The sequence below is a fragment of the Arthrobacter sp. Marseille-P9274 genome (assembly GCF_946892675.1).
In the GTDB taxonomy this organism is placed as follows: Bacteria; Actinomycetota; Actinomycetes; order Actinomycetales; family Micrococcaceae; genus Crystallibacter.
In genome coordinates this window covers 1,167,836-1,188,397 of the sequence record NZ_CAMPOV010000001.1, presented here as the reverse complement: position 1 = coordinate 1,188,397, position 20,562 = coordinate 1,167,836, and the positions used below count along the sequence as shown (strand labels likewise).

The window sequence follows — 20,562 nt, the reverse complement described above, 5'->3', positions numbered from 1 at the left end:
GCCGTCGTCCTCTGGAGCCGCGGCGCACCGGCCCACTAGGCTCTACACCATGACGTCCCCCAGCTCCGGGCCAGAACAGCCCGCCCCCTACGGCACCGGCCCGGCCCCGCAGACCAAGCCCAGCGGCAGGATCCGCATCCACCACCTGCAGCAGGCCAAGGATGAAGGCCGGCGCTTCGCCATGCTGACCGCCTACGAGCAGTACGCCGCAGAGATCTTCGACGAGGCGGGCATCGAGGTCCTGCTCATCGGGGACTCGGCCTCCAACAACGTCTACGGAAACGAGACCTCGCTTCCGGTCACGGTGGACGAACTGCTGCCGCTGTGCCGGGCGGTGAGCCGCTCCGCCAAGCGCGCCTTCATCCTCGCCGACCTGCCGTTCGGCAGCTATGAGGTCTCCGCCGCCCAAGCAGTGGAAACCTCAGTGCGGTTCCTCAAGGAAGGCGGCGCGCATGCGGTCAAAATGGAGGGCGGGGCGTACTACGCGGACACCGTCCGCGCCATGGTCCACGCCGGCGTCCCGGTCATGGGGCACATCGGCTTCACCCCGCAGAGCGAACACTCCCTCGGCGGCTATCGGGTCCAGGGGCGGGGCGATGCCGCCCACCGCCTCATCGAGGATGCCACGGCGCTGGAAGCAGCCGGCGCCTTCGCGGTGCTGATGGAGATGGTGCCGGCGGAGACAGCGGCGGCGGTGGATGGTGCCCTGCGCATTCCAACGGTCGGCATCGGGGCTGGCAGCGCTACCACCGGCCAGGTGCTGGTGTGGCAGGATATGGCTGGCCTCCGCGGGGGCAGGATGGCCAAGTTCGTCAAGCAGTACGCCGACCTGCGCACGGTACTGGGCGCTGCCGCCCGTGAGTACGCCGCCGATGTGCGCAGCGGCACCTTCCCCGGCAGGGAGCACAGTTTTTAGCCATCTGGCGGGCTGACGTCATCGTGCTGTAGCGGTTCGTGCCGGCTAACGTTTGATCTCATCCTTGGCGGGTGAGTCCCGAGGCCACCGCGTGCGCTCCACTGGAATAGTCATGGTTGCCCAACTTGCCAGTGCAGCGATCAGCCGGATTACAGCCCCGGCTTTCATCCCGGCCATCCAGATGGCCAGGATCGGTCCGATCTGCTTGACGCTGGGCTATGCGGCCTTCCTGGTCCTTTCGGCAGGTCGGGCGCCGGTGGCGCCCATCCTGCTCATGGGGCGCAAGGGAGCATCTGCCACGGAGACGGAAGCGGGCAGCCGGCTAAGAACGTCCCATGCCGCAGGGCATGCCGACGGTGAGCGGATGGAACACCACCATGAGTGAGATTGGCAAACCGCTGCCTTCTGCAGAATACGAAGAGTTGATGGCGCTGCGTCGGGAGAACGCCGAGCTGAAAAGAGAGCGCCTGGAGACGGAGCCCGGCACACCGGCCAGGACTAGTCGCACTTCGCACGTCTGGCGGTGGGTCGCATCAGCCATCCTGCTGGTCCTGACCTGCGTGCTCACCATGTCAGCGGTGGCCGCAGCCTACCTGCGCAGCGAAGTACTCGATACCGACCGTTACCTGGCCACCGTCGCACCGCTGTCGTCGGACCCGGTCATCCAGGCAGAAATAGCAGACCAAGTCACCGAACAGATCACCTCCAGGGTTGATATCGAGGGGCTCACCCGGGAGGCTCTGGCCGCCGTCACCCAAGCGACCCCCCGGGTGGCTCCGTACGTTACCGGTTTGGCGCCCGTCATTGCCGACCAGGCCGCGACCCTGATTCATGACACGACCGCCAGGCTGGTGGCCACCGAGCAGTTCGACGACCTGTGGATCCAGGCCAACCGGAGAGCCCATCAAAGGCTGGTCGCGATCCTGACCAGAGAGAACGACGGTGCGGTCACGATCGATCAAGCCGGTACGGTCACCTTGTCCGTTGCTCCCATCATTGAGCGGGTCAAGAGCGTGCTGCTCGAAAAGGGCGTGGGCTTCGCCCGCAACATTCTCGAGGTCAACGCTGAGATAACCCTCTTCCAGGCCCCGGCGCTCGTCCGGGCACACAGGGCCGTCAGCACGCTCAACACGGCAGCTGAGCTGTTGCCCTGGGCGGCGTTAGCCTGTGCTGCTGGCGCAGTGGCCGCCGCGCCTCGCAGCGGCCGGCGGCGGGCGGTCATCTTCGCCGGGCTCGCATTCAGCGTGGCCATGGCCCTGCTGGCCATAGGACTGGCCATCGGACGGGGCTACCTGCTCAATCAGATCCCGCCCGACGCCATCTCTCCCGGCGCCGCACAGGTGCTGATCGACACGCTGCTGGTGCCGTTGCGGACCACGCTGCGGATGGTGTTCGTGCTGGGCCTGGTGGTTGCGCTTGCTGCCTTCCTGAGCGGCCCCTCGGGCGCTGCCCGCGCAGTACGCAGGGGGTTCACCAATGGTGCCGATTTCGTGACCGGCAAGATCAGCTCCGGGCCGGCCAAACCGTGGCAGCGCTGGCTGGCCCGGCACCGGCGCATCCTGGAGGCTGCCGTCGTCGCCATTGCGGCACTGGTCCTGATCTTCTGGACCTACCCAACCGCAGCGGTAGTTCTGACACTGGCAGTCATTGTTGTGCTGCTGGTCATCGTGATTGAGGTGCTCTCGCGCCAGGCTGTGGTTGAGAGGGAGGCAGTCATGGCCGGAGAAGGCGGTTAGTCCTCGTCCTGGGCATCCCAGGCCTCGTTGCGTTCACGGACCTTCTCCAGCGCCTTTTCGGCCTCGGCCTGTGTCTCGTAGGGCCCGATCAGCTGGGTCCAGTCGGACTGCGCGCCCACCTCGACCTGGTGCGTGACCACGTTGAACCAGTATTCCGGCATATGTGTCCCTTCCTTGGGGCCGGCGCAAGCCGGCCTGATTGGCCGCCGCAGCGGCACCGGGCTATAAGATCGATACTATGCCCCACATCGCAGCAACAGCACCCTTGGGCACGCTCGTCCAAGGCACCGTCAGTCCGGTCCTCCCGGTTCCGTCTTCGATCCCGCGGCCCGAGTACGCCTGGAAGCCGGCGCCGGCGAAGTTCACGGGTTCCGAGGTCAAGGACGCGGACACCATCGAGCGGATCCGCCGTGCCAGCCGGATCGCCGCGCAGGCGATCGTCGAGGTCGGCAAGCATATCCGTCCGGGGGTGACGACGGACGAGCTGGACCGGGTGGGCCACGCGTTCCTGCTGGACCACCAGGCCTACCCGTCCACGCTGGGCTACCGAGGCTTCCCCAAGTCCCTGTGTTCCTCGGTCAACGAGGTGATCTGCCACGGCATCCCGGACACCACCGAGCTGCGCGACGGGGACATCATCAATATCGATATCACAGCGTATGTCGACGGTGTCCACGGCGACACCAACTACACCTTCCTGGTCGGCGACGTGGACGAGGAGTCCCGCCTGCTCGTCGAGCGGACGCAGGAATCACTCAACCGCGCCATCCGCGCGGTGGCCCCGGGCCGCGAGATCAACGTGATCGGCCGGGCGATCGAGTCCTACGCCAAGCGCTTCGGCTACGGCGTGGTCCGCGACTTCACCGGACACGGGGTCGGCGAGGCGTTCCATACCGGCCTCATCATCCCCCATTACGACGCCGCCCCCGCCTACAGCCGGCTGATCGAGCCCGGCATGGTCTTCACTATCGAGCCGATGCTGACTCTGGGCACCGTCGAGTGGGACATGTGGGACGACGACTGGACCGTCGTCACGAAGGACCGCAAGCGGACCGCACAGTTCGAGCACACCCTGTTGGTCACCGAAAGCGGAGCCGAAATCCTGACATTGCCCTGACCAGCAAGTAGGCTGGCGGCAAACAGGACCCCGGACCACGGACGGAGCATTCATGGGCGAGATGGACGATGGCCGGAGGGCCGCAAAGAAGGCTGCCCGGTCCGTCCTCGGGATCGATATCGGGGGCACCGGAACCAAGGGCGGCATCGTCGACCTGAAGAAGGGCAAGCTGGTCGGGGACCGTTTGCGGCTGGACACGCCCAAGCCGTCGACCCCGGAGGCCGTCGCCGAGGTGGTTGCCGCCGTCGTCGAGGAACTCTCCGCGCGCCCCGAGGGGCCGCCGCCGCAGTCCCCCGTGGGCGTGACGTTCCCGGCCATCATCCGGCACGGCGTCGCGCTCTCAGCCGCAAACGTGGACCCGAGCTGGGTCGGGACGGATGTCGACAAGCTCCTGTCCGAGCGCCTCGGACGCGAAGTCCACGTCATGAACGACGCCGATGCCGCCGGCCTCGCGGAGGCGCGGTTCGGGGTGGGCGCAGGACGCGATGGCACCGTGCTGGTGATTACGCTGGGGACCGGCATCGGTTCGGCCTTCATCTTCAACGGCCAGCTAGTCCCGAACGTCGAGCTGGGGCACCTCGAGGTGGACGGCTTCGACGCCGAGACCAAGGCCTCCGCCATGGCGCGGGAGCGCGACGGCCTCGACTGGGACGAGTACGCCGTGCGCCTGCAGCGCTACTTTTCCCACGTGGAGTTCCTCTTCTCCCCCGAGCTCTTCATCGTGGGCGGCGGAATCTCCAAGCGCAGCGTGGACTTCCTGCCGAAGCTCAAGCTGGCCACGGAAATCGTGCCCGCCGAACTCAAGAACAACGCGGGCATCGTCGGCGCCGCCCTGCAGGCCGCGCACCATTTCAAGTACCCCGGGTAGCCGGTTCCACGCAGCGGCCTGTCGCTAGGCGGCCGGGTCGGCTCGTCGGCCGGCCTCACCTCCGGGTGCGGCGCCTCGAGGTCCCTCCGGGCACCAGCGCCCCCGGGGAGCCTACCGCGCGGTGAGCGGACGCTGCTTGCCGGAAGGCCCGGCCTTCGCCGCGGCCTCGGTCTCCGACCGCAACTGCCCGATGGCCGACTCGAAGTCGTCGAGCGACTCGAACCCCTGGTACACGCTGGCAAACCTCAGGTACGCCACCAGGTCCAGCTTCTTCAGCGGGCCCAGAATCGCCAGGCCGACCTGGTGCGCATCGATCTCCGCCGCGCCGCTGGCACGGACCGTCTCCTCGACCTCCTGGGCAAGCAGGGCCAGGTCGTCATCCGTCACCGGCCGGCCCTGGCACGCCTTGCGCACGCCGTTGATCACCTTGGTTCGCGAGAACGGCTCGCCGGCGCCTGAGCGCTTGACCACGCTCAGGCTGGTCGTCTCCAACGTCGTGAAACGGCGGCCGCATTCCGAGCACTGCCGGCGCCGGCGGATGGCCGAGCCGTCCTCGGTCAGCCTGCTGTCGACGACGCGGGAATCCGCATTGCGGCAGAACGGACAGTACACGCCGCACTCCCTTCCTGACCCGCGCTGGCGGATCGATCGTTAAAGCCACTGGCACAGATAACAGCGGCAGGCTTTGGGTGACTCACCGGCCGGCAGGCTGGGCAGCGCCTGCCGCGCCGTCCCGGAACCGCACCGAGACAGCGTCCCCGTGGGCCGGCAGGTCCTCGGCCTGGGCAAGGGCGACGATGTGCCCGCCGACCTCCTCCAACGCGGCGCGCCCGTAATCGATGATCTGCACCGCCTTGAGGAAGGTCGTGACGTTCAGGCCGGAGGCGAACGTGGCCGTTCCGCTGGTGGGCAGCACATGGTTTGAGCCGGCGCAGTAGTCGCCGAGGCTGACCGGGCTGTAGTCGCCGACGAAGATCGCACCGGCGTTGCGGATCCGCGCCGCCACGGCGGCAGCGTCCCGCGTGTGGATCTCAAGGTGTTCGGCAGCGTAGGCGTCGCACACCGCGATGCCCTGTTCGACGTCGTCCACGAAGATGATGCCCGACTGCGGCCCGGTCAGCGCCTGCGCCACCCGCTCGGCGTGCCGGGTGGCCGCCGCCTGGACGGCCAACTCGGCGCGAACCGCATCGGCCAGAGCGGCGGAGTCGGTGACCAGGACGGATGCCGCGTGCGGGTCGTGCTCCGCCTGGCTGATCATGTCCGCGGCGACGAAGGCCGGGTTGGCGGTCTCGTCCGCGAGAATCGCGATTTCCGTTGTGCCGGCCTCGGCGTCGATGCCGACGACGGACTTCACGAGCCGCTTGGCGGTGGCGACGAAGACGTTGCCCGGGCCGGTGACGACGTCCACGGGTTCCAGCGCGGGCCCGGCGTCATTGGCCGGCACCCCGTACGCGAAGGCCGCGACCGCCTGGGCTCCGCCGATCGCATAGACCTCGTCGATGCCCAGCAGCCGCGCTGCCGCCAGGATCGTGGGGTGCGGAAGGCCGCCGAAGTCCTTCTGCGGAGGCGAGGCGAGGGCGATCGACCGGACGCCGGCGGCCAGCGCGGGAACCACGTTCATCACGACCGACGAGGGATAGACTGCCAGTCCGCCCGGGACATAGAGTCCGACGCGTGCCACCGGCACCCACTTGTGCGTGACCGTGGCCTCATCGGCAATGGGGACGACGGCGTCCGCCGGCTTCTGTGCCTCGGCGAAAGTCCTGGCGCGGGCGATCGATTCCTCGAGCCCGGCCCGGACCGCGGGATCCAGTGCCGCCAGGGCCTCTTCCAGCGCCTCGGCGGGAACCTTCGGGTGCGACTGCTCGACGCCGTCGAAGCGCTGTGCCAGCTCCGCCAGGGCTTCGAAGCCGCGGCTCCGGACGCTGCCGATAATCTCCTCCACCGCCTGCGAGGCCACATCGAAAGTAGTCTCGGCTCGCGGCATCGCGGCCTTCAGCTCGGCGGAGCCAAGGCGCCGCCCGCGCAGGTCGAGGACGGGCAGGGCGAAGGATGAATCGGAGTTGGTCGCAGCAGTCACGGTTCTATTCTACGTAAGCGCAGGACCTGGCCCGGATTACCGCGTCATACGTCCAGGCAGGCGGGCCCGAGCAGGATCTTCAGGTCGCCAAAAAGCGCAGGGGTCGGATTGACCCTCAGGTCCACGCCGAGCTTCATGACCTCGATCTTGCGCGAGCTGTTCAGCCTCACCTGGACCTCGGTGGTCCCCGGATGCGTGCGGAGGACATCCCCGAGCGACGAGACCATGGTTTCGGTGGCCTTGAAGCTGGCCATCGAAATGACGACCGGCCCGGAATGGCCGTCGCTCAGGTCGGGAACGGTCAGTTCCTGCGCATTGAGGGTGACCGCGCCGTCGTCGCGGCGCTGCAGGCGGCCACGCACCACCACAATCAGGTCCTCGGCCAGGATCGACGAGATCGGGCCGTAGACCTGCCCGAAGAACATGACCTCCATCGAGCCGCCCAGGTCCTCGACCTCAGCGCGGGCGTAGGCGTTGCCGCTGTTCTTGGCGATCCGGCGCTGCAGGGAGGTGATCATGCCGGAGATGGTGACGATGGAGCCGTCGGCGGGGCCCTCCTCGCTGATCACCGACGTGATGGACATGTCCGCATGCTGGCTGAGCAGGCCCTCGAGCCCCTGCAGCGGATGGTCGGAGACATACAGGCCGAGCATGTCGCGCTCGAACGCCAGCTTGTCCTTCTTTTCCCATTCCGGCAGGTCGGGGATCTCCACCGCCAGCGCACCGCCGGCCTCGCCGCCGTCGTCGAAGGCGCTGAAAAGGTCGAACTGGTTCGCCGCTTCGTTGCGCTTAAGCACGATGACGGAGTCCACCGCCTCTTCGTGCACCATGGCCAGCGCACGGCGCGGGTGCCCGAGCGAATCGAACGCCCCGGCCTTGATCAGGGATTCGATGGTCCGTTTGTTGCAGACAACGGCGGGGACCTTCTGCAGGAAATCGCTGAAGTTGGCGAAATGCCCCTTCTCCTCGCGGGCGCCGACCATCGCATGGACGACGTTCGCGCCGACGTTCCGGACGGCGCCCATGCCGAAGCGGATGTCCTTGCCGACCGGGGTGAAGTTGACGCTGGACTCGTTGACGTCAGGCGGCAGGACGGTGATGCCCATGTGCCGGCACTCATTCAGGTACATCGCCAGCTTGTCCTTGTCGTCGCCGACGGAGGTGAGCAGGGCGGCCATGTACTCGCCCGGATAGTGCGCCTTCAGGTACGCCGTCCAGTAGGAGACCACGCCGTAGGCGGCCGAGTGGGCCTTATTGAACGCGTAGTCGGAGAACGGGAGCAGGATGTCCCACAGGGTCTTGACGGCGGCGTCGGAATAGCCGTTGTCCTTCATGCCCTGGGAGAAGCCGGCGAACTGCTTGTCCAGCTCCGACTTCTTCTTCTTGCCCATCGCGCGGCGCAGGATGTCCGCTTGGCCCAGCGAGTAGCCGGCCAGCTTCTGCGCGATGGCCATGACCTGCTCCTGGTACACGATCAGGCCGTAGGTGCCGCCGAGGATGTCCTCGAGCGGTTCGGCCAGCTCGGGATGGATCGGAACGATCTCCTGCAGCCCGTTCTTGCGCAGCGCGTAGTTGGTGTGCGCGTTGGCGCCCATGGGACCGGGACGGTACAGCGCCAGCACGGCGGAAATGTCTTCGAAGTTGTCCGGGCGCATCAGCTTCAGCAGCGAACGCATGGGCCCGCCGTCGAGCTGGAAGACGCCCAGCGTGTCTCCGCGGGCGAGCAGCTCGTACGAGGCCTTATCGTCGAGGGCCAGGTCTTCCAGGACCAGGTCTTCGTCGCGGTTGAGCTTAATGTTCTCCAGGGCGTCCGAGATGATGGTCAGGTTCCGCAGCCCCAGGAAGTCCATCTTGATCAGGCCCAGGCCCTCGCAGGTCGGGTAGTCGAACTGCGTGATGACCTGGCCGTCCTGCTCGCGGCGCATGATCGGGATGATGTCGATCAGCGGGTCGGAGGACATGATGACGCCGGCGGCGTGAACGCCCCACTGCCGCTTCAGTCCTTCCAGGCCCAACGCAGTCTCGAATACCTTGGCCGAGTCGGGATCGGACTTGAGCAGCTCGCGCAGCTCCTCGGCCTCTCCGTAGCGCGGCGCGTCCGGATTGTGCACGTCCGGGAGGGAAATGCCCTTGCCCATGACGTCCGGCGGCATCGCCTTGGTCAGCCGCTCCCCCACGGAGAACGGGTAGCCCATCACGCGGGACGAGTCCTTCAGGGCCTGCTTGCCCTTGATGGTGCCGTAGGTGACGATCATGGCCACGCGTTCATCGCCGTACTTCTCGGTAACGTACTTGATCACTTCAGAGCGGCGCCGATCGTCGAAGTCGACGTCGAAGTCGGGCATGGACACTCGGTCCGGGTTCAGGAACCGCTCGAAGATCAGGCCGTGCTTGAGCGGGTCCAGGTCGGTGATCCGCATGGCGTAGGCGGCCATGGAACCGGCGCCCGAGCCACGTCCCGGTCCGACCCGGATGCCGTTGTTCTTGGCCCAGTTGATGAAGTCCGCCACCACCAGGAAGTAGCCCGGGAAGCCCATCTGCGAGATGACGCCGATTTCGTAGTTGGCCTGCTTGCGCACCTCGTCGGGAATGCCGTCGGGATAGCGGTAGTGCAGCCCGGCCTCGACTTCCTTGATGAACCAGGATTCCTCGTTCTCCCCCGGTGGGCAGGGGAAGCGCGGCATGTAGTTGGCCTTGGTGTTGAACTCCACGTTGCAGCGCTCGGCGATCAGCAGCGTGTTGTCGCAGGCCTCTTCGTAGTCCCGGAAGATCGCGCGCATTTCGGCCGGCGACTTCAGGTAGAACTCGTCCGCATCGAACTTGAAGCGCTTGGGGTCCGCCAGCGTCGAGCCGGACTGGACGCACAACAGCGCGGCGTGCGACTTCGCGTCCTCGGCGTGCGTGTAGTGCAGGTCGTTCGTGGCCACCAGCGGCAGCTTCAGCTCCCGGGCCAGCTTGATCAGGTCCGCGTGGACGTTGCGCTCGATGTCCAGGCCGTGGTCCATCAGTTCGCAGAAGAAGTTCTCCGGCCCGAGGATGTCGCGGAAGTCCGACGCCGCCTGCATCGCCTCCTTGTAGAGGCCCAGGCGCAGCTTGGTCTGGACCTCGCCGGAGGGGCAGCCGGTGGTGGCTATGAGGCCCTTGCCGTAGGTCTGGAGCAGGTCGCGGTCCATGCGCGGCTTGTAGAGGTAGCCCTCGAGCGAGGCGAGCGAGGACATCCGGAAGAGGTTGTGCATCCCCTCGGTGGTTTCCGCCCACATGGTCATGTGCGTGTAGGCGCCGGCACCCGAAACGTCGTTGCGGCCGCCGTCGCCCCACCGCACACGGGTCTTGTCCTGCCGGGCGGTTCCCGGCGTCAGGTACGCTTCAACACCGATGATGGGCTTCACGCCTGCGTTCCGGGCCTTGTTCCAGAAGTCGAAGGCCCCGAAGACAAAACCGTGGTCCGTGGTGGCCACGGATTCCATGCCGAGTTCCTTGGCATGGTCGAACAGGTCCGTCAGGCGAGCGGCGCCGTCCAACATCGAGTATTCGGTGTGGTTGTGCAGGTGTACGAAGTTTCCCGTACCGGTCTTAGAGCTAGTCACTGTTGCCACCAAAACATTCTAGGCGGCACGCCCCGCCGGGCCGAGCCGCCTCGCCATCAGACCCGATGCTCGACCAGCGCCTCGACCGCATAGGCCAGATCAGCCGGGTAGTCGCTTTCGTATTCGACCCACTCGCCCGTGCCAGGGTGGGTGAAGCCGAGCCTCCTGGCGTGCAGCCACTGCCTGGTCAGGCCAAGTTCCGCAGCCAGCTTGGGATCGGCCCCGTAGGTCAGGTCGCCGGCGCACGGGTGGCGCAGGGCGGAAAAATGCACGCGGATCTGGTGGGTCCGCCCGGTTTCCAGATGGACCTCCACCAGGGTGGCTCGCCCAAAGGCCTCCAGAACCTCATAGTGCGTCACCGAGGGGCGTCCGTCCTCGACGACGGCGAACCGCCAGTCATATCCGGGGTGCCTGCCGATGGGGGCGTCAATGGTCCCCTCCAGCGGATCGGGCAGGCCCTGGACCAGGGCATGGTAGACCTTGTCCACTGTGCGGTCCTTGAAGGCCCGCTTGAGCAGGCTGTAGCCGTGCTCCGTCTTGGCAACCACCATGACCCCGGAGGTACCGACATCGAGGCGATGGACGATGCCGGCGCGTTCGGCGGCCCCGGAAGTCGAGATCCGGTACCCGCGTGCCGCCAGGACGCCGACCACCGTCGGGCCCACCCAGCCGGGCGACGGGTGTGCCGCGACCCCGACAGGCTTGTCGATAACGACGAAGTCGTCCTCGTCACCAAGTATCTTCATATCCTCCACGTCCTCAACGACGACGGCCAGCGGGTCACGTTCCTCGGGGCGGCTGACGCGCAGCTCGCCGCGGTCCGGGAGCCGCTCGGATTTGCCGACTACCCGCCCCGCGATCGTCACGTGGCCGTCGCTGCACCAGGCCGCAGCCGAGGAGCGGGAGATCCCCAGCAGCTGCGCGAGGGCGGCGTCTACCCGTTTGCCGGCGGTATCCGGCCCGAGGGTGAATGTGGAAACCTGCTCAGGCACTGTCCTGCCCCTGGGACGGCTCCTGCGGACGATCCCGGCCCGTTCTGTCCACGCCGGCCTCGTGCTTCCCATTCCCGACCCGCTGGCCGTCCATGCCGATACCGCGCAACGTCAGCAGGCACCACAGGATCACCGAGCCGACGATCGCCGCGTCGGCGATGTTGAAGATCGCGAAATTGGGCAGCGCGATGAAGTCCACGACATGGCCGACGCCGAAGCCGGGTTCCCGGAACAGCCGATCGGTGAGGTTGCCGAGCACCCCGCCCAGCAGGAACCCCAGTGCCACGGACCACCAGAGCGACCGGATGCGGCCCGCGTAGAAGACAATGGCGGCTGCGACCACCGACATGATGATCGTGAAGACCCAGGTGTAGTCCTCGCCGATCGAGAAGGCCGCCCCCGAGTTGCGGATGAAGTGCCAGTGCAGCAGCGGCGGCATGACCGGAATGACGTCGCCCTCGGACATCGTGCCCACCACCCAGGCCTTGGTCAGTTGGTCAAGGCCGTAGGCAAGGGCGGCGCAGGCCGCCAGGATCAGCACGAAACGAGTGGCGCCGCTCTTGCCCGCCGTCGGGCTGGCGGTTCCGCCGCTGCTGTCGGCAGGCGGCTGGTCGGCGCGGTTTGGTTCAGACATGGTTCCTTCGAGCGGCAGGGCGGCGGGTCGGGATGGGAGCGGCAGTATGGCGATGGCCGGTGTCAGGGGCAGCCCCGGCACCGGCCATTTGCATCCATGCCCGCGGCACGGCGCTCACATTCGCAGTGGTCTAGGAATCCTTGATGTCAGGCGTCGCGAAGGAACCGCGTGCCTCGAGGTCGCGCAGCTGGCCTTCGATGTAAGCCTTCAGGCGCGAACGGTAATCCCGCTCGAATCCGCGCAGCTGCTCCAGCTTGCGCTCCAGGACGGCCTTCTGCTGTTCGAGGGCGCCGAGGGTCTTGCGGCTCTTCTCCTGCGCGTCGTTGACCAGGGTGCTGGCTTCGATCTGCGCTTCCGCGATGATCTTGTCGCGCTGTTCCACACCGGCATTGACGTACTCGTCGTGGAGTTTCTGGGCCATGGCCAGGACGCCGGCGGCAGACTCGGCCGTGGCCGCGTGGCCGGAGGGCGCAGCGGCGGCCGCCGGCGCGGATACCGCCGGTGCCGGCGCGGTGGCGGGGGCAGGTGCAGGTGCGGGCGCCGGGGCCTTGGCTTCTTCCTTGACCGGCTCCTTCGGCTCTTCCTTCACCGGCTCTTCGACCTTCGGCGCGGCGGCAACCGGCGCGGGGACGCTGGCCGTCGACGGCCGGCCTGAGGTGGCCTCGGCGAGCTTCTTGCGCAGCTCGTCGTTTTCCTGGTTCAACCGGCGCAGCTCTACGACAATTTCGTCAAGGAAGTCGTCGACCTCGTCCTGGTCATAGCCTTCACGGAACTTAGTCGGCTGGAACCTCTTGTTGACAACGTCTTCAGGCGTCAGAGCCATGTGGTCACCTCATACTGGTTCTTGTAGATCACGAATACATGCGAACGCGTTCATGACAACGGTAGCGAAAAGATTCCCTGACACGTTACATTCACTGCCTCTGAAAGTCAGCGTATAACTTTTCAGCACTGAAGCATAACCGCGTGTCAGCGCGCCAGACCGGCAATGATGGCCAGCGCGATACTGGTCACGATGAAGAGGACCAGGAATGCGAGGTCCAGCGAAAAACCGCCGATTCGCAGCGGCGGAATCATCCGGCGCAGCGCCTTCAGCGGCGGGTCCGTCACGGCATAGATGCCGGAGGCAGTGACCAAGGCGACGCCCCTCGGACGCCACTGGCGCGCAAAGGTCTGGACGACGTCGAAGACGATACGGATGATCAGCGCCAGCTGGAACAGCATGAGGACGAGATAGAGCAGAACAAAAATGATGGACACGCCGGTTCCACGATTCCTAGCGTTGAAGGTTCAGGTACTTCACGAATACTGCCTCAGCGACAGCCTCCGGCGCTAGCTCTGGTTGAAGAAGGTGGCCTGCTGCTCGCTGGCCTTCTTGTCCTCGCCCAGCACCTCCATGGTCGAGGGCGAGAGCAGGAACACCTTGTTGGTTACCCGCTCAATGCTGCCGTGCAGCCCGAACACCAGCCCTGCCGAGAAATCGACCAGCCGCTTGGCGTCCGCCTCCCCCATGTCCGTAACATTCATGATCACGGGGATCCCGTCGCGGAAGCTCTCACCGATGATCTTGGCATCGTTGTAGGAGCGGGGATGGACCGTCGTGATCTGACGCAGCACGTTCGACTCCTCGCGGGATGATGGGGCGCGCTTAATTGGCGTCACCGGGGCACGGTACTCTTCGGCAGCGACCGGCTTGGCAGGAGCGGGAGGGTTCTCGGTCCGGCGCTCTTCGCGCGCGGGCTCGGGAGTTACTTCCTCCCTGGCCGGTGCTTCCCTGCTGGCAGGCTCATTCTGCTCGGGCTCATACTGCTCGTCACCGTCGGCGAGCCCGAGGTAGATCATTGTCTTGCGCAAGGCGCCAGCCATGGTCTGCTCCTAATCGTGTCTTCACCACTGCTCTTGCCAAAACGCTACATCACGGGCGGTCGCGGTCCGAGGACATCGGACCCGACACGCAGGTGTGTCGCCCCGGCCGCAACGGCCGCTTCGAGGTCCTGGCTCATCCCCGCCGAAACCATCTCGGCCGAGGGGTGCGCCCGGCGCAGGTCGGCCGAATACTGCATCAGCCGCGAGAAGGCTTCAGCCGGATCCGCGCCCAGCGGCGCGACGGCCATCAACCCGCCCAGTTCCAGCCCGTCGGCTTCGGATACCGCGGCGGCAAGGGCCCCGATTTCCTCAGGGCTGGCTCCGCCTCGCCCTGAGGAGCCGGCAGCGCCCTGAGCCGTCCTGTTCTCCAGGTCCACCTGAATCAGTACCAGCAGATCCTCCCGCGGCTGCCCGCCCTGTTCCGTGCGCCGGGCCTGTTCCGCGGCCATCGCCTTGGAGAGCGACTTGACGAGCGACAACCGGTCGACGGAGTGGACCGCGTAGGCGTACCGCACGACCGACTTCGCCTTATTCGTCTGCAGCTGGCCGATGAAGTGCCACCGCAGGCCGGACGTGGCCGCGACGGCTTCCAGTTCCGCCGCTTTCGCGGCGGCTTCCTGGTCCCGGTTCTCCCCCACGTCCCGGACCTCCAGTTCCGCCAGCGCGGCAACGTCCGACGCCGGGAAGAACTTCGTGACGACGATCAGTTCGGGGGCCGGACCGGACCGCCGGGCAGCGGCCGCCGCAATTCTCTCCCGCACCCGCATGAGGTTCGCCGCGAGCTGGCCTTTCCGTTCTGCGTCCGTCATGCTTCCGTCCAGACGAGGCCGGCGAACCGGCCGGTGGCGTGGTCCCTTCGGTAAGAGAAGAGTTCGGGCTGCTCCAGGGTGCACCCGCCGACCCGCTGCACCGCGACGCCCAGGGAGGCCAGCTGGGCGTCGGCGCCGGCGGGAAGGTCCAGGGCCGGTGTTCCCCAGGACGTTTCGGAGCGAAGCTCGGGCAGGGCCGCCGTCGCCTCATCCTGCATGGCGGCAGGAACCTCGTAGCACCGTCCGCAGATGGCCGGGCCGATCCATGCCCGGACACCGGATCCACCCGCGGCCTCCAGTCGCCGGACGGTGTTGACGAGGACACCGCCAAGCAGGCCCCGGCGACCGGCATGGGCCACGGCCGTGGCATGCCCGTGGCCGGTCTCAGCCGTGAAGACCACCGGCAGGCAATCCGCGACCATGACCCCCAGCGGTACATCGCCCGCAGGGGCAACCAACGCGTCAAGCTCGGCGGGACCCTCGGTCGGCTCCATGGGACGGACCGTGCCGACGGTCGCCGAATGGACCTGGTTCATGAACCGCAGCCCGCCACCGCCGATCCCCAAGGCAGACTCGAGGGCCCGGCGGTGCCTCCCCACGGTCTCGGGATCGTCGCCGACATGCAGCGCCAGGTTGCCGGCAGTGCTGTCGGTGAAACCGACCCACAAGCCGTCGTCGACCTGTTCCCGCCACCAAAACATTGCCGGCCCTCCTCCCTGCAGACCTCCTACTTCAGGAAGTCGGGAACGTCCAGGTCGTCGGCACGGCCGGCGGCCAGGTCCGGCTCGACGACGGCCGGAAGGTCAACGTCGAATCCGGCGTCGGCCGGCAGGTCGTAGCCACGCGAGCCGCCGTGCCCCCACGACCTGGCCGCGCTGGACGCGGCCTGCGCTTGGACCGGCTCAGCAGCGGGCTGCGACGGCGGCACGGAGGGAGCAGCAGGGGCGGCGGCAGCCGGCTTGTGGGCGGGCTGGGCCGCGGAGGTGACGTCCACCTGGTCGAAGCCGGCGGCGATGACGGTCACGCGCGCTTCGTCTCCGAGCGCGTCGTCGATCACGGCACCGAAGATAATGTTCGCCTCCGGGTGCGCAACCTCCTGGACCAGGCGGGCCGCTTCGTTGATCTCGAACAGGCCGAGATCCGAGCCGCCCTGGATCGACAGCAGCACGCCGTGCGCGCCGTCGATGGAGGCCTCGAGCAGCGGCGAGGCAATGGCCAGCTCCGCCGCCTTGACCGCGCGGTCCTCCCCGCGCGCCGAGCCGATCCCCATCAGCGCCGAGCCTGCGCCCTGCATGACGGACTTGACGTCGGCAAAGTCGAGGTTGATCAGGCCGGGCGTGGTGATCAAGTCAGTAATGCCCTGGACACCGGAGAGCAGGACCTGGTCCGCCGAGCGGAAGGCGTCCAGCATGGAGACATTGCGGTCGCTGATGGAGAGCAGCCGGTCGTTCGGGATGACGATCAGCGTATCGACTTCGTCCCGCAGGGTCTCGATGCCGCTTTCGGCCTGGTTGGACCGGCGGCGCCCCTCGAAGGTGAACGGCCGGGTGACCACGCCGATGGTCAGCGCGCCGAGCGAACGGGCAATGCGGGCCACGACCGGTGCTCCGCCGGTGCCCGTGCCGCCGCCCTCGCCGGCGGTCACGAACACCATATCCGCGCCGCGCAGCACTTCCTCGATCTCTTCGGCGTGGTCCTCGGCTGCCTTGCGGCCAACCTCCGGATCCGCCCCGGCGCCGAGGCCGCGGGTAAGTTCACGGCCGACGTCGAGCTTGACGTCGGCGTCGCTCATGAGCAGGGCCTGAGCATCTGTATTGATCGCGATGAACTCGACTCCGCGGAGTCCCACCTCGATCATCCGATTGACGGCGTTCACGCCACCGCCGCCGATGCCGACGACCTTGATGACGGCCAAGTAATTTTGCGGTGCTGCCACGTCCTGTGTCCCTTGTTCGAATCTCTGCTCTGGTCTTGTCCTCCAGGCCGGATCGAGCCGCCAGCCCATCGGTTCACCTGGACATAACGTTAACTCTCAGGTTGAGGGTTAGAGTTATGTCAAGCTACTTCTATTCCGAGACGCTATTGGCATCACTGCCCTCATGCAATGACCAGCCTCCGCGTGTCGTCCAACTCCCTTTCTATTGCTCATTTCGTGACCGGCCGGGTGGGTGTCGAGACGTCGTACACCGTAATACCGCCCTCCGGCTCCTCCGCCTTCAGCAGCACTTCGAAGACCTTCGCCTTCAAGTCCAGCTGGTCCGCGTTGCCCCAGATGACCTTCTTGCCGTTGGTCAGCTGCAGCTGGACGGAATCCACGGTTTTGGCGGAGGCGTGCTCCAACTCCGCCAGCACATCCTGCGGCAGGGCACCCAGGACCGTCGTCAACGTCCGGAAGATCTCCCGGTCGTCGGCCGCTGTGCTGTCGTCGATCAGCGGCAGTTCGGCATCCGACCGCTTCCCCACCGTCGCCAGCCGCTTGCCGTCCGCGTTGATCAGGGCAAACTTCTTGCCGGTCTCCAGCAGCGCCACCGGCGGGTGCTCGATCACCTTGACACCGAGTTCCGACGGCGGCTTCGCCTCGACGGCGACATCCTCCACGGCGGGAAAGCCGGTCAGCAGGGCCTTGACCTCCTTGTCGCTGACCTGTGGCAGCGGCTTGCCCTTCAACGGCTCCAGGGCGGACTCGACCTGTGCTGTGGGGGTCAGGTCCGTCCCGCTGACGCTCACCGTCTGGACCGCCAGCACCGGCGAAAAGACCAGCACGGCGAGCAGCACGGCAAAGAGGGCTACCGCGGTGCCGCCGCCGATGAGGAGCCGTCGGCGCAGCTTGCGCTTTGGAGACTCGGGGAACGCGACGACCGTCCGTGCCGCGTCGTCAACGGACGACGGCGTCACGGCCTTACGCTGCCTGGTGGCCTTGGCGGGCGGTCGGGTGCGCGCGGGCGCGGGACCGTCGTCGGCCGCCGGTCTTCCGGAGCCGCCGCTGCGTCCGCCGGCATCCTTCTCCGGTTGCCGGGCCGCTTTCCCCCGAACGAGGGCGCGCCAGCCGCCGCCGGTCTTCCCGCGGCTGCCTTGAGGAGGCTCGGGCAGCGCCTTTGTGGCGCTCGTCGCCGTGCTGCCCTTGATACTCATGACCGTAACTTTGCCCGAGTTGACCCGGACGTTGCCGGGCTCCACTCCGGAGGGCGCCTGTCCGGGCCCGCTCGGGCCGGAGGAGCGCTTCGCGGGTTCCGGAATCCGGCGCCCGTCGCTGGTGCGCTTCCCGGGCTCGGCGGACCGCTGGCTGCCGGGCCCCGGAGCCGGCTGGGCCGACCGCGGCGCGGCGCCGGCGCCGTTGGAACCCGGAGCACCCTTAGGAGTGGCGGGCTTGCGCGGCTTCCGGACGGCCATCAGTGGCGGCCGTCCACTGTCCGGTGGGCCAGGTCCTCCACAAGCCGCGGGCCGTATTGGGTGACGTCCCCCGCCCCGATGGTCATCACGATGTCGCCGGGCTGCGCGCGCCCGGCCACGGCCAGCACGGCGTGGGCCGGATCGGGCTCGTAGCCGCCCGATGTGTCCAGCCGCTCGGTGATCAGCTCGCTGGTGACGCCGGGGATGGGATCCTCGCGGGCCGGGTAGATGTCCAGCACGGCCACGCTGTCCGCAAGCGACAGCGCCCTGGCGAAGTCAGCGGCGAACTCGCGGGTCCGGGAGAACAGGTGGGGCTGGAACAGCACATGGACCTGATGGCCCTGGGCCACCCGGCGGGCTGCCTGAAGCGCCGCCGCGACCTCGGTGGGGTGGTGGGCGTAGTCGTCGAAGACCCGGACCCCGCCGGCTTCTCCGCGCGCCTCGAACCTGCGGGCCGCCCCGGTAAAGCCGGCCAGCCCAGCCGCAGCCGCCGCGGGGTCCAGCCCGACGTCCAGTCCGGCCGCGAAGGCGGCAGCGGCGTTGCGGATGTTGTGCTCGCCCGGAACCTGCAGCCTCAGTTCCTGGGTACCGCCGCGGAAGTCGACGGTGCTCGTGCTCGAGGCAGCATCGAAGCGGCTGTCCCGAATGCGCACGTCCGCGTCCTCGGCGTAGCCGTAGCCGACGATCCGCTGTCCCGTGCTGCGGGCCCGGAAGCGCTCGGCCAAGGCGCGGGCCCCGGGATCATCAACGCAGATGATCAGCACGCCATCCCGCGGCAGGAGCGCGGCGAAGCTGTCGAACGAGGCGTAGACGGATTCGGCCGAGCCGTAGTGGTCGAGATGATCTGCTTCCACGTTCGTCACGATGATGGTCTTCGGCAGGTAGTTCAGGAAGGAGCCGTCCGACTCGTCCGCTTCGGCCACGAAGATGCCGCCGCTGCCGCGGGCCGCGTTGACGCCCAGCGCGGCGACGTCGCCGCCGATGGCGAAGGACGGCTCGCGCCCGGCGCTTTGCAGCATCACGGTGACCATCGCCGTCGTCGTTGTCTTGCCGTGCGTTCCGGCGACGGCGATCAGTTCCTGCGATCCCATGGAGGACGCCAGCGCGACGGAGCGGTGGATGATGTTCAACCCGCCCGCGACGGCCGCCTGGAGCTCGGGGTTGTCCGGCCGGATGGCGGTGGAGACCACCACGGTGTCCGCGCCGGCGACGTTCCCCGCGTCGTGGCCAAGGTGGACCGTAGCGCCGAGATCCTGCAGTTGCCGGAGCGTGCGCGAGTCCTTGCTGTCCGAACCGGAGACGGCCACGCCGCGAGCCAGCAGGATCCGGGCGATGGCGGACATACCGGCGCCGCCGATGCCGATGAAATGGACCCGGCCCAGGTCTTCGAAGGCCAGCCTCGTGGTGGTGTGGAAGTCTGCGGCTTTCATCGGTTCCCCTCCCCTGCGGCTCCGAAGACCATCTTTGCCATCCGCTGGTCGGCATCCCTGATGCCCAGGCCGCGTCCGGCCGCAGCCATGGCCTCCAGCCTGGCGGGGTCCTTGAGCAGGGCCGGCACGTTGGCCTCGACCCATTCCGCGGTGAAGTCCTGGTCCCGGACGAGGACGGCTCCTCCGGCCCCGGCCAGGTCCGCCGCGTTAAGGGCCTGCTCGCCGTTGCCGTGCGGCAGCGGAACGAGCACTGCGGGCAGTCCGACGGCGGCCACCTCGCAGACGGTAGCGGCACCGGCCCGGGCCAGGAGCAGGTCCGCCGCGGCGTAGACGTCTTCCATGCCGTCGACATACTCGACCTGCCGGTAGCCGGGTGCGCTCAGGGGAGCCCCCGCCGCGTCCAGCTGCTGCTTGCCCCGCCCCGTGATGTGCAGGGTCTGGATCCCGGCGTCCGCCAGCGCCTGGAGCGCCCCGCCGATCGTGCGGTTGATGCTGGCGGCCCCGGAGGAGCCGCCGGTGACGATCAGCGTGGGCTTGTCCGCCGCCAGTCCCAGGCGTTCGCGCGCCGCCGGCCGCCGGGCGGCCCGGTCCAGCGAGGAGATCTCCGTGCGCATGGGCATGCCCACCCAGGCGGCGTGAGGCAGCCGGGTGCTCTGGAACGCCACCGCGACATGCGGGGTCAGCCGGGCGCCCACGCGGTTGGCCAGCCCGGGCCGCGCATTCGCCTCGTGGATCACCATGGGCACCTTGGCCCGGCGCGCGGCGATGTACATGGGTGTGCTGACGTAGCCGCCGACACCGACCACGACGTCCGCACCGGCCTGTTCGATAATTCCGCGGGCCTGCCTGACGGCGGCGGCGAACTTGAACGGAAGCTTCAGCAGATCCAGCGAGGGACGCCGCGGCAGCGGGACCCGCTCAATGGTCGCCAGCTCGAAACCTGCCGCGGGGACCAGGCGGGTTTCCATGCCGGCCGCGGTGCCGACCGCGAGCACTCTCGCATTGGGGTCATCGGTCCGGATGGCCCGGGCGATAGCGAGCAGGGGGCTGATATGCCCGGCTGTACCGCCGCCGGCGAGAACCACGGAAAGGTTCGGGGAGTTCATCTTGGAGCTTGGGTACCTTCTGTTTCGGGAC

Annotated in this window: 20 protein-coding genes; 5 read left to right on the top strand and 15 right to left on the bottom strand. The window is 67.6% G+C overall.

The genetic code is table 11. The features are described from left to right. Positions 1-49: 49 nt before the first annotated feature. The 3 genes from panB to OC550_RS05365 all read left to right on the top strand — a co-directional run bounded on the left by panB (position 50) and on the right by OC550_RS05365 (position 2,652). Positions 50-916 (top strand): 3-methyl-2-oxobutanoate hydroxymethyltransferase, encoded by an 867-nt coding sequence (panB, locus tag OC550_RS05375; RefSeq protein ID WP_262104255.1) that lies wholly within the window; start codon positions 50-52, stop codon positions 914-916. 112 nt (positions 917-1,028) lie between these two features. Continuing rightward, on the top strand, positions 1,029-1,301 hold the full coding sequence (locus tag OC550_RS05370; RefSeq protein WP_262104254.1) for a hypothetical protein: 273 nt from the start codon (positions 1,029-1,031) through the stop codon (positions 1,299-1,301). Then, a complete protein-coding gene (locus tag OC550_RS05365; RefSeq protein ID WP_262104253.1) occupies positions 1,252-2,652 on the top strand; it encodes a hypothetical protein in 1,401 nt (466 codons plus the stop codon). The genes OC550_RS05370 and OC550_RS05365 overlap by 50 nt, the downstream gene beginning before the upstream one ends. Here the strand turns inward: OC550_RS05365 and OC550_RS05360 are convergent. Continuing rightward, positions 2,649-2,813 carry an SPOR domain-containing protein gene (locus OC550_RS05360; RefSeq protein ID WP_262104252.1) on the bottom strand — a complete coding sequence of 55 codons (165 nt, stop codon included), beginning with the start codon at positions 2,811-2,813 and terminating at the stop codon, positions 2,649-2,651. The two genes, OC550_RS05365 and OC550_RS05360, sit on opposite strands and share 4 nt — an antisense overlap. Positions 2,814-2,890: 77 nt before the next feature. Between OC550_RS05360 and map the strand changes: the two genes are divergently transcribed. Beyond that, entirely contained in the window at positions 2,891-3,769 is an 879-nt protein-coding gene (gene map / locus OC550_RS05355) for a type I methionyl aminopeptidase (RefSeq protein WP_262104251.1), read from the top strand. A gap of 52 nt (positions 3,770-3,821) precedes the next feature. Then, a complete protein-coding gene (gene ppgK / locus OC550_RS05350) occupies positions 3,822-4,637 on the top strand; it encodes a polyphosphate--glucose phosphotransferase (protein ID WP_262104250.1) in 816 nt (271 codons plus the stop codon). Between the two features lie 111 nt (positions 4,638-4,748). Here the strand turns inward: ppgK and nrdR are convergent, their stop codons facing one another. The 14 genes from nrdR to murG all read right to left on the bottom strand — a co-directional run bounded on the left by nrdR (position 4,749) and on the right by murG (position 20,531). After that, entirely contained in the window at positions 4,749-5,249 is a 501-nt protein-coding gene (gene nrdR, locus OC550_RS05345) for a transcriptional regulator NrdR (protein WP_262104249.1), read from the bottom strand. A gap of 82 nt (positions 5,250-5,331) precedes the next feature. Continuing rightward, on the bottom strand, positions 5,332-6,717 hold the full coding sequence (gene hisD / locus OC550_RS05340) for a histidinol dehydrogenase (protein ID WP_262104248.1): 1,386 nt from the start codon (positions 6,715-6,717) through the stop codon (positions 5,332-5,334). 44 nt (positions 6,718-6,761) lie between these two features. Continuing rightward, positions 6,762-10,304 carry a DNA polymerase III subunit alpha gene (gene dnaE, locus OC550_RS05335; RefSeq protein WP_262106263.1) on the bottom strand — a complete coding sequence of 1,181 codons (3,543 nt, stop codon included), beginning with the start codon at positions 10,302-10,304 and terminating at the stop codon, positions 6,762-6,764. 56 nt (positions 10,305-10,360) lie between these two features. Further along, complete coding sequence (locus tag OC550_RS05330) at positions 10,361-11,296, bottom strand: RluA family pseudouridine synthase (RefSeq protein WP_262104247.1); 936 nt, start codon at positions 11,294-11,296, stop codon at positions 10,361-10,363. Then, complete coding sequence (lspA, locus tag OC550_RS05325; protein WP_262104246.1) at positions 11,289-11,930, bottom strand: signal peptidase II; 642 nt, start codon at positions 11,928-11,930, stop codon at positions 11,289-11,291. The genes OC550_RS05330 and lspA overlap by 8 nt, the downstream gene beginning before the upstream one ends. 130 nt (positions 11,931-12,060) lie before the next feature. Then, a complete protein-coding gene (locus OC550_RS05320; RefSeq protein WP_262104245.1) occupies positions 12,061-12,753 on the bottom strand; it encodes a DivIVA domain-containing protein in 693 nt (230 codons plus the stop codon). Between the two features lie 146 nt (positions 12,754-12,899). Continuing rightward, positions 12,900-13,190, bottom strand: coding sequence for a YggT family protein (locus OC550_RS05315; protein ID WP_262104244.1), 291 nt, complete (start codon positions 13,188-13,190; stop codon positions 12,900-12,902). 72 nt (positions 13,191-13,262) lie between these two features. Further along, positions 13,263-13,796: a cell division protein SepF gene (locus OC550_RS05310; RefSeq protein WP_262104243.1), complete on the bottom strand. Its 534-nt coding sequence runs from the start codon at positions 13,794-13,796 to the stop codon at positions 13,263-13,265. A 44-nt stretch (positions 13,797-13,840) separates the two neighbouring features. After that, positions 13,841-14,605, bottom strand: a complete 765-nt coding sequence (locus OC550_RS05305) for a YggS family pyridoxal phosphate-dependent enzyme (RefSeq protein WP_262104242.1) — start codon at positions 14,603-14,605, stop codon at positions 13,841-13,843. Beyond that, the gene (locus tag OC550_RS05300; protein WP_262104241.1) at positions 14,602-15,306 is read right to left on the bottom strand and encodes a polyphenol oxidase family protein; all 705 of its coding nucleotides are present in this window, start codon (positions 15,304-15,306) and stop codon (positions 14,602-14,604) included. The genes OC550_RS05305 and OC550_RS05300 overlap by 4 nt, the downstream gene beginning before the upstream one ends. Before the next feature lie 26 nt (positions 15,307-15,332). Then, positions 15,333-16,541, bottom strand: coding sequence for a cell division protein FtsZ (gene ftsZ, locus OC550_RS05295; protein WP_262104240.1), 1,209 nt, complete (start codon positions 16,539-16,541; stop codon positions 15,333-15,335). 209 nt (positions 16,542-16,750) lie between these two features. Continuing rightward, positions 16,751-17,995, bottom strand: coding sequence for an FtsQ-type POTRA domain-containing protein (locus tag OC550_RS05290; RefSeq protein WP_262104239.1), 1,245 nt, complete (start codon positions 17,993-17,995; stop codon positions 16,751-16,753). Beyond that, positions 17,995-19,425 (bottom strand): UDP-N-acetylmuramate--L-alanine ligase, encoded by a 1,431-nt coding sequence (gene murC, locus OC550_RS05285; protein WP_262104238.1) that lies wholly within the window; start codon positions 19,423-19,425, stop codon positions 17,995-17,997. Before murC ends, OC550_RS05290 begins: the two co-directional genes overlap by 1 nt. After that, the gene (gene murG, locus OC550_RS05280) at positions 19,422-20,531 is read right to left on the bottom strand and encodes an undecaprenyldiphospho-muramoylpentapeptide beta-N-acetylglucosaminyltransferase (protein ID WP_262104237.1); all 1,110 of its coding nucleotides are present in this window, start codon (positions 20,529-20,531) and stop codon (positions 19,422-19,424) included. The genes murC and murG overlap by 4 nt, the downstream gene beginning before the upstream one ends. Positions 20,532-20,562 lie beyond the last annotated feature (31 nt).

Bases quoted from the DNA above. Each gene is read 5' to 3' on its own strand.
- map (WP_262104251.1), top strand. From the start codon at position 2,891: ATGCCCCACATCGCAGCAACAGCACCCTTGGGCACGCTCGTCCAAGGC.
- ppgK (WP_262104250.1), top strand. From the start codon at position 3,822: ATGGGCGAGATGGACGATGGCCGGAGGGCCGCAAAGAAGGCTGCCCGG.
- murC (WP_262104238.1), bottom strand. From the start codon at position 19,425: ATGAAAGCCGCAGACTTCCACACCACCACGAGGCTGGCCTTCGAAGAC.
- OC550_RS05305 (WP_262104242.1), bottom strand. From the start codon at position 14,605: ATGACGGACGCAGAACGGAAAGGCCAGCTCGCGGCGAACCTCATGCGG.
- OC550_RS05370 (WP_262104254.1), top strand. From the start codon at position 1,029: ATGGTTGCCCAACTTGCCAGTGCAGCGATCAGCCGGATTACAGCCCCG.
- OC550_RS05300 (WP_262104241.1), bottom strand. From the start codon at position 15,306: ATGTTTTGGTGGCGGGAACAGGTCGACGACGGCTTGTGGGTCGGTTTC.
- lspA (WP_262104246.1), bottom strand. From the start codon at position 11,930: ATGTCTGAACCAAACCGCGCCGACCAGCCGCCTGCCGACAGCAGCGGC.
- OC550_RS05310 (WP_262104243.1), bottom strand. From the start codon at position 13,796: ATGGCTGGCGCCTTGCGCAAGACAATGATCTACCTCGGGCTCGCCGAC.
- OC550_RS05290 (WP_262104239.1), bottom strand. From the start codon at position 17,995: ATGGCCGTCCGGAAGCCGCGCAAGCCCGCCACTCCTAAGGGTGCTCCG.
- murG (WP_262104237.1), bottom strand. From the start codon at position 20,531: ATGAACTCCCCGAACCTTTCCGTGGTTCTCGCCGGCGGCGGTACAGCC.
- OC550_RS05320 (WP_262104245.1), bottom strand. From the start codon at position 12,753: ATGGCTCTGACGCCTGAAGACGTTGTCAACAAGAGGTTCCAGCCGACT.
- panB (WP_262104255.1), top strand. From the start codon at position 50: ATGACGTCCCCCAGCTCCGGGCCAGAACAGCCCGCCCCCTACGGCACC.
- OC550_RS05360 (WP_262104252.1), bottom strand. From the start codon at position 2,813: ATGCCGGAATACTGGTTCAACGTGGTCACGCACCAGGTCGAGGTGGGC.
- OC550_RS05365 (WP_262104253.1), top strand. From the start codon at position 1,252: ATGCCGCAGGGCATGCCGACGGTGAGCGGATGGAACACCACCATGAGT.